13 protein-coding genes are annotated in these 14,765 nt (G+C 43.5%); 7 read left to right on the forward strand and 6 right to left on the reverse strand.

Annotated features, from left to right (window positions below):
* Positions 1 to 145: 145 nt before the first annotated feature.
* From ccmD to ccmA, 4 genes are all read right to left on the reverse strand, one after another.
* Positions 146 to 355 (reverse strand): heme exporter protein CcmD, encoded by a 210-nt coding sequence (gene ccmD, locus Q9G97_RS11090; protein WP_305898861.1) that lies wholly within the window; start codon positions 353 to 355, stop codon positions 146 to 148.
* Positions 356 to 401: 46 nt separating this feature from the next.
* Positions 402 to 1,202 carry a heme ABC transporter permease gene (locus Q9G97_RS11095; protein ID WP_305898862.1) on the reverse strand — a complete coding sequence of 267 codons (801 nt, stop codon included), beginning with the start codon at positions 1,200 to 1,202 and terminating at the stop codon, positions 402 to 404.
* A 233-nt stretch (positions 1,203 to 1,435) separates the two neighbouring features.
* Positions 1,436 to 2,137 (reverse strand): heme exporter protein CcmB, encoded by a 702-nt coding sequence (locus Q9G97_RS11100; protein WP_305898863.1) that lies wholly within the window; start codon positions 2,135 to 2,137, stop codon positions 1,436 to 1,438.
* Positions 2,138 to 2,209: 72 nt separating this feature from the next.
* Positions 2,210 to 2,869 (reverse strand): heme ABC exporter ATP-binding protein CcmA, encoded by a 660-nt coding sequence (gene ccmA, locus Q9G97_RS11105; RefSeq protein ID WP_305898864.1) that lies wholly within the window; start codon positions 2,867 to 2,869, stop codon positions 2,210 to 2,212.
* A gap of 126 nt (positions 2,870 to 2,995) precedes the next feature.
* On the opposite strand from ccmA, the gene Q9G97_RS11110 reads away from it, so the two are divergent.
* From Q9G97_RS11110 to Q9G97_RS11125, 4 genes are all read left to right on the forward strand, one after another.
* A complete protein-coding gene (locus tag Q9G97_RS11110) occupies positions 2,996 to 4,090 on the forward strand; it encodes a hypothetical protein (RefSeq protein WP_305898865.1) in 1,095 nt (364 codons plus the stop codon).
* 121 nt (positions 4,091 to 4,211) lie between these two features.
* The gene (locus tag Q9G97_RS11115; RefSeq protein WP_305898866.1) at positions 4,212 to 4,931 is read left to right on the forward strand and encodes a YbjN domain-containing protein; all 720 of its coding nucleotides are present in this window, start codon (positions 4,212 to 4,214) and stop codon (positions 4,929 to 4,931) included.
* A 104-nt stretch (positions 4,932 to 5,035) separates the two neighbouring features.
* Positions 5,036 to 5,953 (forward strand): histone deacetylase, encoded by a 918-nt coding sequence (locus tag Q9G97_RS11120; protein ID WP_305898867.1) that lies wholly within the window; start codon positions 5,036 to 5,038, stop codon positions 5,951 to 5,953.
* 149 nt (positions 5,954 to 6,102) lie between these two features.
* Positions 6,103 to 6,309, forward strand: a complete 207-nt coding sequence (locus Q9G97_RS11125; RefSeq protein WP_201570119.1) for a DUF2905 domain-containing protein — start codon at positions 6,103 to 6,105, stop codon at positions 6,307 to 6,309.
* A gap of 52 nt (positions 6,310 to 6,361) precedes the next feature.
* Here the strand turns inward: Q9G97_RS11125 and Q9G97_RS11130 are convergent, their stop codons facing one another.
* Positions 6,362 to 7,144 (reverse strand): sulfite exporter TauE/SafE family protein, encoded by a 783-nt coding sequence (locus Q9G97_RS11130; RefSeq protein WP_305898868.1) that lies wholly within the window; start codon positions 7,142 to 7,144, stop codon positions 6,362 to 6,364.
* A 50-nt stretch (positions 7,145 to 7,194) separates the two neighbouring features.
* Positions 7,195 to 8,601 carry a bifunctional phosphopantothenoylcysteine decarboxylase/phosphopantothenate--cysteine ligase CoaBC gene (coaBC, locus tag Q9G97_RS11135; RefSeq protein WP_305898869.1) on the reverse strand — a complete coding sequence of 469 codons (1,407 nt, stop codon included), beginning with the start codon at positions 8,599 to 8,601 and terminating at the stop codon, positions 7,195 to 7,197.
* A 165-nt stretch (positions 8,602 to 8,766) separates the two neighbouring features.
* Between coaBC and radC the strand changes: the two genes are divergently transcribed.
* The 3 genes from radC to Q9G97_RS11150 all read left to right on the forward strand — a co-directional run bounded on the left by radC (position 8,767) and on the right by Q9G97_RS11150 (position 14,596).
* Entirely contained in the window at positions 8,767 to 9,450 is a 684-nt protein-coding gene (radC, locus tag Q9G97_RS11140; RefSeq protein WP_305898870.1) for a DNA repair protein RadC, read from the forward strand.
* Between the two features lie 284 nt (positions 9,451 to 9,734).
* Positions 9,735 to 12,713, forward strand: coding sequence for an acyl-CoA dehydrogenase (locus tag Q9G97_RS11145; RefSeq protein ID WP_305898871.1), 2,979 nt, complete (start codon positions 9,735 to 9,737; stop codon positions 12,711 to 12,713).
* Between the two features lie 509 nt (positions 12,714 to 13,222).
* Positions 13,223 to 14,596, forward strand: coding sequence for a dicarboxylate/amino acid:cation symporter (locus Q9G97_RS11150; protein WP_305898872.1), 1,374 nt, complete (start codon positions 13,223 to 13,225; stop codon positions 14,594 to 14,596).
* Positions 14,597 to 14,765: the final 169 nt, after the last annotated feature.

Consider the following 14,765-nt stretch of genomic DNA (forward strand, 5'->3'; position numbering starts at 1 on the left):
TAGCTATGCAGATAAAGACCTTATATAGGCTATATGGTAGCGATTTGGGTGTAAATCAATAGGTGATGATAGCAAGTCAACTACAGAAAATTGCCAGCAACTATGCTGTTAAATCTCAGTATTTGGAGCATTGGTGTTTAGAATCTCAAGGTCTAGACGCCTCACTAGTAGCGTTACGCTGTGCTTGTCTTGCCTGCTGAATAGTAAGCTGCTTGACCAGTGCCTGGCGTTGGCGACGGCTATAGATCACCAGTATTAACATCATAACGATGGTAATAGCCCAACAAGACCAAACAAAGACACCATGCTCGCCCATAGCGATAAACTCAGACAAGCTATAAAAATAAGGCTGCATTAGACTCTCCAGCTAGTCAATTTTGCTATAAATTTTAGAACAACGGCTACTTATTTTGATTACGAATGTACTCTTTTACCCAAGCTTTGCCTTGATCGCGATATAAAATCAAAGTATTGGTCCGATAAATCGCTAGCGTTGCAACCAATAAATAAGTACCAATAACCATAAACAGTAATGGCATCCACATATCGGCAGACATCTTAGGCGCTTCGGTCAGGGTAAAAGTCGCGCCTTGATGCAAAGTGTTCCACCATTCAACAGAATATTTAATAATAGGCAAATTAACTGCACCAACGATAGACAAAATAGCAGCGGCTTTACCACGATTGGCAGTATGTTCAAAAGCAGCAAATAGAGCCATTACTCCAGCGTATAAAAATGCCAGAATCAACATCGATGTGAGACGCGCATCCCACACCCAATAAGTACCCCAAGTAGGTTTGGCCCAAATAGAGCCCGTCAACAAGCTGATTACACACAGCAAAAACCCTATCGGTGCTATTGCCTGCGCGACTAAATTAGCAGTTTTTATTTTCCATACTAGGTAGATAACCCCAAGTATCGCAAGCGCAAAATAAATCGATATAGCAATACTAGCAGCAGGTACATGGATGAATATAATACGATAGCTATTGCCTTGCAAATAGTCAGGCGGCGCAAATGCTAAGCCCCAAATACTACCTATCATTAAAAAAATAGTAGCTAAGATAGCAAGCCATTTTACCCAAGGCGCAAATAGGCGAAAAAATTGCTTAGTGCCCACAGTGGTCAAAAAGCCTTGCCAAATGCGCTGGCGCATTGAACCATTTGGACTGGGAGTTGAGCTATTATTCAGATTGGGCATGGGATAGACCTATTGCACAGCGTATGGTTTGAGTGGATATAACCAGTGGGCATTGACCCTACTCATCATACATCTCCATAACCTGCTGACATTAAATACTGACAAAATAGATAACGAGTTATTCAATAATTCATTATAGCAAAACTGGCGCTTTTCAGCATGAAGTAAATAGTCCAGCTAAAAACCTTTGAGTCTGCAAAATCTATATTAATTTGAACATCATTACACCCGCCCTAATTAAGCCACGACATCTTTAGAGTCACCGAGATGACCCAGGGCATAATCACGACTGACATTATGCTACCTGCTAGCAATAACGCTAAAATAGGCAAGCCATTCATGCCTGTAGCAAATAAATCAACCGCACCTGTAGCAAAGATAAGTACCGGCAGCTGCATCGGTAAGGCAATCAATGGCACTAATACTGCACCGTTTTTCAGTGATAAGGTTAAGCTACTAGCGACCGCTGAGAGCATAAGCAGCATAGGACTACCTACGATAATAGATAACATCAAGATACCAGCTTCAAACCAGCTAAGCTGAAATAAAGGCACCGCGAGTAAGCTCAACAACGCCACAATACCGCTGCTAAATAGCCAGTGAATCGCCAAGCGAATCAACACCCAAAGCGGTAAGGAGGCCTGAGAAACTACCAACTGCGCCAAAGTACCATTATCAAGCGCGGGCTTAAATAAGCTATCGACGCCCATCACTAGCGATAATAAAGCCGCGATCCAAACCGCTGACACGGCAAGGCGCTGTAATAGCTCAGGCTCACTACCAACGGCTAATGGAAACAGGGTTACGATAACCAAAAACAATATCAAGGGGTAAAGCCACTGCACGGCTCCTTGCTGCTTAACTTGCCATTCGCGCCGCCACAGCTGCATAAAAAGAATACTACGCGGCTCTGACATTATTGGGCTCTCTGTCATTATTTATCCTTTGTACCGCAATTTTTGTATTTTATGACTTTATCTTCTACAACTTTATTTTTTGTGTGCAGCCTAATAACAGCTCATATAATCTGACAAATCAAGGCGCTGAGTGGCGACATTGACTGGCTGGTGGCTAGTCATTACTATCGCTCCACCTGCCTGCGCAAACTCTTGCAGGCGCATCTGCATGCGAGCTACCATATCGACATCGAGCGCTGTAAAAGGCTCATCAAGTAACCATAGTGGCGTGACATCAGCGGTCAATAAGTATAAGCGCGCCAAAGTCACTCGGCGGGTTTGCCCTGCGGATAAATGACTTGAGCTAATCGTCTCAAATCCTTGCAGACCTACCCAAGCCAATGCTTCATCGATATCGTCGATGCTGGGTGTAATACCATACAGATTAAGCAAAAACATTAGGTTTTGCGCTACCGTCAGACTGGTATTAATGCCTAACTGATGTGAGACATATAACGGCTGCACGGGGACGCCGGCCTGCCCTTTATAATGGATATCTCCTGTCAACACTGGTAATAGACCTGCTAGCTGCATCAGCAAAGTGGTTTTTCCAGTACCATTAGCACCAACCAAATGACAGATATCACCTGCCATTAAGGATAGCTTGACCTGCTCACACAAAGGCGTCTCGCCGCGTTGAACACTCAGCTGCTCAAACTCTAAAATAGAGGGCCTCGCAGATTCTGTTATAGATAGAGACGATGCCGTCATCCAAACCTCTTATTATTTTTTCGATGAGCAATAAATATTCACCAGAAATAAATACTATCTCCAGGGCATAATAGGCTATGCTTACCCTCACAGTATAACAAATTGCCGACGACTATGACCTCAAATATGACCTCAAAAGATATGCAAAACCTGACTGCAAATAATATTAGCAACCAAAGCCAAAGCCATGCATCTAAAAACTCAATATCTACATCTACTGCCTCTATAGCAAACCTAGATGGCCTTATCGAAGCGCAAGTTAGCTTTATGCAGCACTGGTTGCGTGAGCAGGCACAGTCGCTTACTGTGCAAGCATGGCAATGGCTGGGCGAGCAGCCGATAAGCCGCTACATCAAGAGTGATGACCTACAATATATCATCAAGGACTGGTTATTGTCCCAGCCGATGAGCGAGGTTATGCGTAAAGATATTCGTGATATCCTGCACAGTGTTATCTATCATCCTATCAATGACACTGTACCATTATCTGAGCTTATTGATGACGGTCAAATAGATACCGTTGCGCATTATATCGGCAGTCATGAGCAGCAGCGCAGTATACTTATTCATACTTTAATCGGTAATGAAACCTTTGCTGACTTATTAACTCAAACTCTCTATCACGCCATCAACGACTTTATGGAGAACACTTTAGATAAAGCTGGCGGTGTCGGTAAACTTATGAAAATGGGGCGCAGCTCGTTTGAGAAAGCGACCAATCGCAACCTTGATGAAAAGCTGCAAACTTATCTAAATCGTAATATAAAAGACTTAGCTCGCCGCGCTGAAGCGAATGCGCAAGAGCATCTATCTAATGAAGAAGTCGCCCGTCTACTGATTACTGGCTGGGCGCGTATCAAAGATCAGCCGATCAGTCATATTCAGACTTATCTTAATGCTGATCCTGATAATGGCAGCATCTATCATCTTGAGGCTAGCGTGCAGCAGAGCTATGAGCGCCTGCGGGTATCGCCCTATCTGCACAGCCTGATTACTATTGGAGTAACGACTTGGTATGACGCCCATCAAACCGATACCTTTGCCAGCTTAGCGGCCAGCTTAAATATTGATGAGGCCGCGATATCTCAGCTCAGCATCGCCCTACTTCCCCTAGCGCATGATGCTATCGACAGCCCTTGGTTTGGTGCCCATATCCGCGAGATGCTGCAAGCCTTTTATAATCAGGCCACCATTACAGATAGCTTTACTTTTAATGAATAAAAACCAATGACTAAAAATATAGTCGCTAAAAGCTGATTGCCAATAGCTAATCGTTAATCGTTAAATACTAATGAGCGCTTACCCTTTTTATCAAAAGTCTGAAAATTATGAGTTAATCTTTATGAGTGACGATCCTAAGCTTACTTTATGGCAAAAGCTCAAACGCCTGCTGACCAGCGCCGCACCGCAGTCGATTATAGATGCTGTAGATGAGCCTCAGGATTCATCACTAGTAGACTCCATTAACTCTAAGAGCTCTATTCACCCTGACAGTAGGGCCAAAGTATCTTTAGTCAAGCAGATTAATACTGAGTCGACGCCTGTTATCGACTATCTCAAACGCTACTTAGATAATAAGCAGTGGCACTATACTCACTATCGCCCCAGAAAAAACGACCCGCAAAAGTCTCATCATCTCTCCCTACGGATGCGTAGCAAAAAGCTCGACTGTGGTTATATGTTTCGAGTACAAGAAAAAAACGCGTTGTTAGCACTCTACGGGGTGTTGCCCTTTGTGATACCAGAGAGCCATCAAAACGCTGCTATACTGCTGATAACTCAGATCAACTATGACATGCTCATTGGCAATCTTGAGCTAGATACCCGTGATGGTGAGCTGCGCTATAAAAACGCTCTCGATGTTGAAGCCGTTGGTATGAATGACGCCACTATTGAGTATTTACTACAGAGCGTAATTGCGATGACTACCGTCGCTTATGAGATATTTGGTGACTTAGTCGATACACAAGATCCAAGTGAAGATATAGCAACGCTACTCAGTGAGCTACGCCTGCAAGCGGATGCTAGAGTATTCTTTTTACCCTCACAAAAGAGGCAGTAATCGCTGCATAAAGCTACTATTCTCCTACTCTACCAATGATTGTTTTAGCTAAAATTACACTATTAAAAAACTATTAATTTTTTGAAAGGATGCTCTTTAATTCTATGCTAAAAATCGCCTATTCCGAGATCTTTCGGTATTCCGTACCCGAGAAACACCGCTTCCCTATGCAGAAATACACGATGATTCCTGAGCGCTTGCTATCTGAGGGCACTATCACTACGGCGAACTTCTTTGCCCCTAAGCGCTTGAGCGAAGCTGAGATTTTGACCACCCATACCCCTGAGTATTGGTATAAGCTCAAAACTCAGACGTTAACGCCAAAAGAGGCGCGACCTATTGGTTTTGAGATGACACCAGCTTTGGTCGATCGCGGTCGTCATATCGCTCACGCTACTTATGAATGCGCGTTATACGCTCAGCAATATGGTGTGGCTATGAACGTTGCAGGTGGCACTCATCATTCTTTTGCCGATCACGGCGAAGGATTTTGTGTATTCAATGACGTCTGTATCGCTAGCAATTTGTTATTAAATCGCGGGCAAGCGCAGAAGATATTAGTCGTGGATTTGGACGTGCATCAAGGCAATGGTAACGCCAGCATCATGGCGGATGAGCCTCGGGTGTTTGTCTTTAGTATGCATGGCGCAAAGAACTACCCGTTTCGTAAACAGCTATCAGATCTAGACATCGAGCTGGATAATGACACAGGTGATGAGGAATATTTGCAGATTTTGACAGAGACTTTACCACGATTAATAACAGAGGTCGCGCCAGATATGATCTTTTATCAATCTGCGGTTGATGTGCTAGCGACTGATAAACTAGGGAAATTAGGACTAACGCAGGCGGGCTGCATGGCGCGTGATGACTATGTGTTGCGTACGGCTAAAGCGGCTAATATACCCGTCGCTATCGTCATGGGCGGCGGCTATTCGGAAGATATTGAGGATGTGGTCGAGGCGCATTGCAACACCTTTCGGGTGGCGCAGCAGATATATTTTAGTGAAACGGCTAGCTAGTTTTTTTGTTGAATATAGATATCATCTTGTAAAATAATCAAGTGAGTAATTTTGATAAGTAGCTTGGGTGGTAACCCACGGATTATATTGCAATTATAGAATATGAGTTTCTTGATAGTCGATAAAGTAAAGTAATAGGACAATTTTATATGGCAAAACTACTGATTGGTTTAGGAGTAGTGTTAGTTATAGTTGGTATCATTTGGCTGCTATTTCCAAGCGCTTTTTCTTGGATTGGTAATATGCCAGGAGACATCAAACACACCTCAGGCAATACCCGCGTGTACTTCCCGATTGTCTCTATGATTATCATAAGTATAGTAGCGACTATCGTCTTAAACTTATTCAATCGTTAAAGGTATCGCTAAACATACAGAGTCAGACACTTTATTGCTCTAGGGCCTTGTTCTACAAAAACGCCGTAATTCCCTGCCAGCCTACCCGCAATCCAAGTACTGTCAAAATCACCAAAATAAGCTGACGAAAACGCGCTTGTGGCAGGTAACGACGCATACGAATACCGATCAATAGCGCTACAACGGATAAGACACTAAGTAGCGCAATTAATTGCCACTCTCCATGGCTTAGCGCCATAATAGGCTCACGTAGGACGATAATTTGCGCGATTTTGCCTAATAGATAACACATATTACCGACTTTGGCGATGGTGTTTTTATCGTCGCTGGCAGACAACAGATACATCATCAATATCGTTGACATGGCATTGGTCGAGCCGCCAATAATACCTGCGCTAAACCCTACGATGATCAGCACAGGCTTGGTATTGGGTAGCTTAATTTGCTTGCCCAGTAAGCTGCTGATAACGTAATAGCCAATCACCGCCGCTAGCAGCAGTAGAATATAAGCGCTATCTACGATTAGCAGTAACTTGGCACCCAAGATACTGCCAAGCAGACTGGTTAACGCGAGCAGCCAATAGCGCCTGCCATAATAAATGAAGTTTTGCCAAATAGTGCGCTCGCCACCCGCCAGCCAAGTCATAGCATTGAGTAGTAAGGATGGAAAAATCACAAGGACAATGGCATACGGTAAGGGATACATGCTGGCCAAAGCCGTGGTCGTTACTAATGTGACTCCCAATCCACTTATGCCATGTAGTAGCGATGCCAGCGCAAAAATCGCCATCAGTAATAGCGTCTGCGTGCTGTCGCTATCGACCGCGGCTGTCATAGTGCTAAGACCATAGCACTAAAAGGGAAGCGACTGTAGCGACAACCCAATTAGCCACGTCGATGCTGCCAGATGGTCTCACCAATGATGGTAGTGAGCCGCTTAGCAATATCATCTTTACTGGCTTTATCTAAGTTTATGGCCTCGCGCTCGTAGTCTTTGGCAAAAAATACTTGCATAGCATTATCGTCGCTCGCAAAGCCAATATCTGCGCGTGAGACATCATTACAAGCGATGATATCTAAGTCTTTTGCGACTAATTTACCACGCGCATAATGCTCGACATCTTGCGTTTCAGCAGCAAAACCTACGACAAATAATTGGGGATGCGACAAGGAAATCGTTGCCAAAATATCAGGATTTTTAACGAGGCTTAAGCTCATAGTATCCTGAGTCTTTTTGATTTTTTGTGGGGCAGCTTCCTCAGTACGGTAATCCGCGACCGCAGCGGTTGCGATAAAGATATCAGCCGTTAGAGGTTGCTGCTCATTACTGTGGTGGTTATGAGTATCGCTAGGATGGTCATCGCCACAATCGCACTCTCCATTTTGATGGTTATGATCATGATGGTGGTCGTGCATATGGTCGTGGTTGTGATTATTTAGAGAGTGATCGTGTGCCAAGGAGGATAGACTAGATAACATGATGGGATGAGTGCCGTCTACACACTGCTGAGCAGCTATTAGCATATCTTGCGCAGATAATACATCAATACGCGTTGCACCAAGCGGTGTTGGCAGAGCGACTTTACCACCTACCACAAGTATTACTTTAGCGCCTGCTTCAATACAAGCGCGCGTCAAAGCAAAGCCCATCTTCCCTGAGGAATGGTTAGATAAATAGCGCACGGGGTCGATAGCTTCAACGGTAGGCCCTGCGGTAATGACTACAATCTTGTCTGCTAATAATTGTGCTGTCATCTGCTGCGCACAAAACAGTTGCACCTCAGCCAATAACTGCTCAGGTTCAGGTAGTCTGCCCGCACCCACATCACCGCACGCCTGCTCGCCACTGGCAGGCTCAATCATATAGTAATTCATATCACGCAATGTCTGCACATTTAGGGTCACGGCTGGATGCGCCCACATCTGCTGATTCATCGCTGGCGCAATAATCACAGGCGCAGTAGTAGCCAAGCAAACGGTGGTCAATAAGTCATCGGCCATACCCATCGCAAGCCTTGCTAAAGTATTGGCAGAGGCAGGTGCAATGATGATTAGCTCCGCCCATTTAGCCAGCTCAATATGACCCATACCCGCCTCAGCTTGCTCATCAAGCAAAGAGGTATGCACTTCATTACCCGTCAAAGCCTGCAAAGTCAGCGGTGTGATAAAGGCTTGCGCTCCAGTCGTCATAATAACCCGCACTTCAAACCCCGCCTTAACCAAAAGACGTGCAAAAATAGCAGATTTATAAGCGGCAATACCACCAGTAATAGCCAGTACAATGTTTTTCATAGGCGTAGCGTTACTATAGATAGTTGAAAGATAATTGAGAAAAGATAAAAAGATAAAATTGCGCTTATAGTAACAATTATGAGATAAGTTAGGTAAGGTTTTATTTGGTTATCTAATCGACTGCGTAAATTTTATAAATTTATAACTTTTAATTAAGGAATGATAATGGCTATCAAAGACTGGCACGAAGACGATAGACCACGTGAGAAACTTCTGAAGTTTGGTGCCAGTCAGTTATCGGATGCTGAGATATTGGCGATATTTCTGCGTACGGGCACTCAGTCGCAGTCTGCTATCGAATTAGCGCGCTACTTAATCGATCATTTTGGCACCTTAGCTGAGTTGCTTGCAGCGCCAAAAGAGACCGTCTTAGCCTGTCACGGTATCGGCCCTGCCAAATACGCGCAAATGCTGGCATCCTTAGAGATGGGTACGCGCTATCTCAATAGTCAACTCAAGACAGGACAAGCGCTGGGACGCTCGCAGGTGGTCAAAGACTATATCAGCACGCAACTGCGGGGTGAGACGCGTGAAGTATTTGCTGTACTCTGTCTAGATAATTCGCTCAACTTACTTAACTTTGAGATACTGTTTACAGGCGGTCTATCTTCATGCTCCGTCTGTATCAAACATGTCTTGCGTCATGCCCTCAATCACGCTGCTAGCCAGCTGATTATCGCTCATAATCATCCTCATACTGACGCTAAACCCTCAACTGCTGATAATTTATTAACTTATGAATTAAAAAAGGCTTGCGACCTAATAGATCTAGCCTTGATTGATCACATCATTGTCGGTCGCAATGATACGCTATCATATGCTGAGAGCAGCTTGACGCCTTTTGACTAATTATTTGATACTTATCACAAAATAGGATTAAGCTCTTATATTACTATTAAAAATAATACATATTATTGACATAGGATTGCATTTTTGTCCTTGATAGTTGATAAAACAAGTTTCATAGTAGTAGACATATATTTTTTAGTTATAGAATAAGTATTTTTGGCATAACTAGTATTTAGCTTAACAAATAGTATCTAGCTTAAATACTGCATCAAAGCTTTAGGGCTATTCAAAATCTTATCTATCCATTGGCATAATTTTAATGCTGTTTTATCAAGGAGAGTGTCATGGCGATTGGCCTATTTATATTGGCAGTGATTATTCAGTTAGCCGTCGTTTTGGCCATCTTTTTGCTGTCACTATCTCGCGTTACTGGTAGTATCGTAGCGCTCATTACGGTAGTAGTCACCGCTATTATTAGTCCGTGGTCGCTGATCTTGGGTGTGCCGATAGCGCTATTGTGTCTAGTGCTACTTATCACCCCTATGCGTCAGGCGCTCATTACTAAGCGAGTTTATAAAACCTTGGGCGGCGCTATGCCGAGTATGAGTGATACTGAGCGCGAAGCACTCGACGCTGGTACGAGCTGGTGGGAAAAAGAGCTATTTATGGGTGCGCCAAATTGGGATACTTTTGCCGCCTATCCTTATCCACAGCTGTCCGAGGAAGAGCAGAGCTTCATCGACAATGAAGTCGAAACCTTGTGCGTGCTGCTTGATGAATGGAAGATTCAGCACGAAGACAAAGATCTGTCGCCACAAGCTTGGCAGTTTATTAAAGCCAATGGTTTTTTGGGTTTAATTATTCCTAAAGAGTATGGCGGTTTGGCTTTTAGCTCCTATGCGCAGAGTCGAGTCATGAGTAAGATTGCTTCGCGCTCACCTACCGCTGCAGTCACTTGTATGGTACCTAACTCTTTAGGGCCTGGTGAGCTGCTCATGCACTATGGAACTGATGCACAAAAGCAGCATTGGCTACCAGGTCTCGCTAACGGTGATGAGATTCCCTGCTTTGGTCTAACAGGCCCTGAGGCAGGATCTGATGCTGGCGCTATCCCTGATACTGGGGTTGTCTGCTATGGCATGCATGAAGGCGAGCAGATGCTTGGCTTGCGTATGAACTTCTCTAAACGCTGGATTACTCTTGCGCCTATCGCCACAGTCGTCGGCTTAGCCTTTAAGATGTATGATCCTGAGGGTTTATTAGGCGCCAACGGTTTGGGCGAGGCGGGTAAAACCGATTACGGCATTACTTGTGCACTAGTCCCTGCCGATCATGATGGGGTTATCACAGGTCCGCGTCACTATCCAAGTGGCTCGCCCTTTATGAATGGTACGGTTGACGGTACCGATGTTTTTATCCCGCTTGATTATATTATCGGTGGTGTTGAGAACGCTGGGCGCGGTTGGCGAATGCTGATGGAATGTCTTGGTGTGGGTCGCGGTATCTCCTTACCAGCGCTATCGACCTCAGCCAGTGAGATGACTTATTTATCCGTCAGTGCCTTTGCTAAGGTACGGGAGCAATTTAAGATCTCTGTCGGTAAATTTGAGGGCGTACAAGATGCGACGAGTCGTATGGCAAGTCAGACTTATATGCTAGAGGCTTTCAGACATCTCGTCACTTGCGGTCTCAATCAAGGGGGAACCCCGTCAGTGATGACGGCTATGGCAAAATATTACGCCACTGAAACTATGCGTGAGGTCATCAATGACGGTATGGACGTGGTGGGTGGTCGCGCGATTCAGATGGGACCGCGTAACTTTTTATCGACGCCCTATCAAGCGATTCCTGTTTCAATTACGGTAGAAGGCGCCAATATTCTCACCCGATCCTTGATGATATTTGGTCAAGGGGCGATGCGTTGTCATCCGTATTTATTCGATGAGCTACAACTATTACAAAGTGAAGATAAACAGAGCGCTGTTAAAGAGTTTGATACTTTATTCTTTAAGCATTTAGGCTACACCTTTAATCGCGGTGCTAAGGCTTTTGTCGCAGGTTATGTCGGTGGTAGCAAGTCAGCCCCAAGCTTTGCTGATAAATTCACTCGTCCCTACTACCAGCATATCAATCGTCTCAGCGCTAGCTTTGCGTTAACCGCTGATATGGCTTTAGGACTGCTGGCTGGTGATCTCAAGCGTAAAGAGATGCTCTCTGGTCGCTTAGCGGATATTCATGGGCATTTATTTATCGCTACCGCTATTTTGCAGTTTTATGAGCATGGTAGTAAATCTAAAGCGGAGCAGTTGCATGCTGAGGTTGCCCTGCAAGATAGTCTTTATACTATTCAAGAGGCTTTTTTGGCATTATTTGAGAATTTCCCTAATCGTATGGCAGCAAATCTTGTGAGTTTTGTGACTTTTCCAAGTGGTCGTATTTTCACACCTGTCAGCGATGCGCTAAAAACTCAGCTTGGTGATGTCTTTATGGATGATTTTGAGGCCAACCCTTTCCGTGATTATCTCAAAACAATGGTTTATTACAATACTGAGCCTGACGATATCACGGGACGCATGGAGCATGCCTATCAGATGCTGCTAGCAATTGAACCTTTATGGCATAAGTTCAAAAAGGCTGAGCATAATGGTGACTTTGAGGGTTTAACTTTTGAAGATCATGTCGTTCATGCCAGTCAGATTGGTGAGGTTACCGAAGAAGAAGCTGAGCAACTTATCAACTATAATGCGCTACGTTTTGACTCGCTATTGACTGATGTGTTTGATGAACATTTGCATACTGCTCTAGATCGTATCAACCCGCATAGCCTTGAGAATGCAGTATATAAGCTTACTGACTATGCTCAGCTTAAAAACAATGCGCAGCTGAATGGTGATGCAGAAAATGAAAAAGTCGCTAGTGACTCTATAATCCAGGAGAATGGTGATACGGATTCAGCTATCTATGAGCAAACAGGAGACGCTAATCCTAATCATGGTTATGAAGCGGATGGCGATGTCAAGATGGTCGATGAGCAAACTGACATCAAAGAAGCTGCTGAGCAAGCGGACTTTACGGGTAGCAACCCGCAAGACGACGCTCTGGTCCACCGTAGCCGTGATGCAGAGTCCATCCTCAGTGAGCGTATGAGCTACAATCATAAAAATTTAGACAAACGTAATACTAGCTTAAGCGAAAATAAAGTAGCTGACCACTTTGAGTTTAATAGCTCTACGGATACTGCTAGTAAAGACGCTGCTTGGCACGATGGTTTGCAACGTGGCGACTCACAGCATCATGATATAGATGAGAGCGATAAGGCGTAAAGACTGTTTTACGATAAAACGTTTGAGATACACACGTTCAAGATATATACGTGACCTGAAAATGACTATAAGCAAGGCTATCCATTATGGGTAGCCTTGCTTTTTTATGTTTATAGTAAAAATAGCTGACCTTCTACCTTGATTCTTATTCAATTACTTTTAGTTAGCCTTATCATAAAAATTAATTAAAAAATATTAGTTTATTAATCATAATATGTTTAGAATGAATAAATGACTTATTTCTAGGCTATTATTTGACGATAAACCTATAAATCATTAAGTTATGAGAAATAATTGAAAGACTTGATAAAAAAATATTGCAGTACCCTTAATAGTTATTTATATTGTCTGCCCGATCTAACAGCAAGTAAGTAATAATAGAGATGGACAAGAGATGATAGAGAATAATTTTTAGACGTAACAATAATGGTAACAAATCTGTACTTACCATTATTTTGATTGGATGATGGCTTGTTAACAAGCGTTACGTACACACAAGGATATAAGTTATGTGGAAGAATATGGGATTAACCGGCAAGATTATTGTTGCTATGGTACTCGGTATTATACTGGGCTTAACTATCAACGTGCTAAATTTGAATGTTGAAGGTAGCTTTGTCAATACTTACGTGACCGAAGGGTTGTTTGCCATTATAGGTAAGCTATTTATTAATTCGTTAAAAATGTTAGTCGTTCCTTTGGTACTTGTATCACTGATTTGTGGAGTTTGTGGTATTGGTGATATTCGTCTGCTTGGGCGTATTGGTACTAAGACCTTCTTTATCTATATGATGACTACGGCACTTGCCATCACGACTGCTATTAGCCTTGGCGTATTGCTTGGCATTGGCAAAGGTATGAATATTCCTACCGAGGCCGCTTTTGAAGCCAAAGCAGCGCCGCCGCTCATGGAGGTATTCGCTAATATCATTCCCTCCAATCCTATTAGTGCGATGGCTAATGGCGACATGTTATCGATTATCTTTTTTGCCGTATTATTAGGTATTAGTATTCTGATGGTTGGTAAGCCTGCTAAAGGTTTGGTAAAGAGCTTAGAGTTATTTAATGAAGTCATCTTGAAGATGGTGACTATTATTATGAATCTTGCACCCTATGGTGTTTTTGTACTCTTAGCGAATGCCATGGCAGACTTAGGCTTAGATCTTATTGTCTCTTTACTCGGCTATGTCGCCGTACTCGTCGGCTCACTCGCGTTTCACTTCTTTATCACTATGATGATTGTCCTAAAGCTATTCTCAGGGTTATCAGTCAAAACCTTTTTGGCAAAAATGCGCGAAGTACAGATTTTTGCTTTTAGTACTTCAAGCTCGAACGCGACTATTCCTATTACCCTACGTACGGTCACTAAACGTATGGGTGTGGACAACTCAGTAGCTTCGTTTACTGTCCCTTTTGGCGCTACTATCAATATGGATGGTACGGCTATTATGCAAGGTACGGCAACTATTTTTATTGCCAACATTTACGGTATCGATTTAGGTATTGCTGAATATTTGACCGTAATCTTAATGTCAGTACTCGCCTCTATTGGTACTGCTGGTGTGCCAGGCGTAGGCCTTATCATGTTATCGATGGTCTTCTCGCAAGTTGGCCTACCAGTCGAGGGTATCGCTCTTATCTTAGGCGTGGATCGTATTCTTGATATGCTACGTACGGCTGTAAACGTCGGTGGTGATGCTGCAGTAACTGCTATTGTCGCAAAATCTGAGGGCAAGATGGACTTGGCAATTTACAATGATCCTGCTGCTGGCACTAAAGAGGTCTTCGATGGACATATTGATGAAGATAGCGAACGCGAATTTGCGGGTGTCTTTACCGATGGGAAAATGGGTAGCGAATATGATGATGATCGTCGCCCATAACAACTAACTACCTCTTAGCGAACCTCTGTAAAAAGTCCTAGTCGAATAGTCTAGGACTTTTTGTTTATACCTACTTTTACTAAAATAACGCTGTAAATTACTCTAAATAAAATCTCCTACAGCATTCTAAGTATTTACTGTATTTTATCCCAAAAAAATGGTTAAAACC

The organism is Psychrobacter sp. M13 (genome assembly GCF_030718935.1).
GTDB classification, from domain to species: Bacteria; Pseudomonadota; Gammaproteobacteria; order Pseudomonadales; family Moraxellaceae; genus Psychrobacter; species Psychrobacter immobilis_G.

Bases quoted from the DNA above. Each gene is read 5' to 3' on its own strand.
- ccmD (WP_305898861.1), bottom strand. From the start codon at position 355: ATGCAGCCTTATTTTTATAGCTTGTCTGAGTTTATCGCTATGGGCGAG.
- ccmA (WP_305898864.1), bottom strand. From the start codon at position 2,869: ATGACGGCATCGTCTCTATCTATAACAGAATCTGCGAGGCCCTCTATT.
- Q9G97_RS11095 (WP_305898862.1), bottom strand. From the start codon at position 1,202: ATGCCCAATCTGAATAATAGCTCAACTCCCAGTCCAAATGGTTCAATG.
- Q9G97_RS11110 (WP_305898865.1), top strand. From the start codon at position 2,996: ATGACCTCAAAAGATATGCAAAACCTGACTGCAAATAATATTAGCAAC.
- Q9G97_RS11100 (WP_305898863.1), bottom strand. From the start codon at position 2,137: ATGACAGAGAGCCCAATAATGTCAGAGCCGCGTAGTATTCTTTTTATG.
- Q9G97_RS11130 (WP_305898868.1), bottom strand. From the start codon at position 7,144: ATGACAGCCGCGGTCGATAGCGACAGCACGCAGACGCTATTACTGATG.
- Q9G97_RS11120 (WP_305898867.1), top strand. From the start codon at position 5,036: ATGCTAAAAATCGCCTATTCCGAGATCTTTCGGTATTCCGTACCCGAG.
- Q9G97_RS11150 (WP_305898872.1), top strand. From the start codon at position 13,223: ATGTGGAAGAATATGGGATTAACCGGCAAGATTATTGTTGCTATGGTA.
- Q9G97_RS11125 (WP_201570119.1), top strand. From the start codon at position 6,103: ATGGCAAAACTACTGATTGGTTTAGGAGTAGTGTTAGTTATAGTTGGT.
- radC (WP_305898870.1), top strand. From the start codon at position 8,767: ATGGCTATCAAAGACTGGCACGAAGACGATAGACCACGTGAGAAACTT.
- coaBC (WP_305898869.1), bottom strand. From the start codon at position 8,601: ATGAAAAACATTGTACTGGCTATTACTGGTGGTATTGCCGCTTATAAA.
- Q9G97_RS11145 (WP_305898871.1), top strand. From the start codon at position 9,735: ATGGCGATTGGCCTATTTATATTGGCAGTGATTATTCAGTTAGCCGTC.
- Q9G97_RS11115 (WP_305898866.1), top strand. From the start codon at position 4,212: ATGAGTGACGATCCTAAGCTTACTTTATGGCAAAAGCTCAAACGCCTG.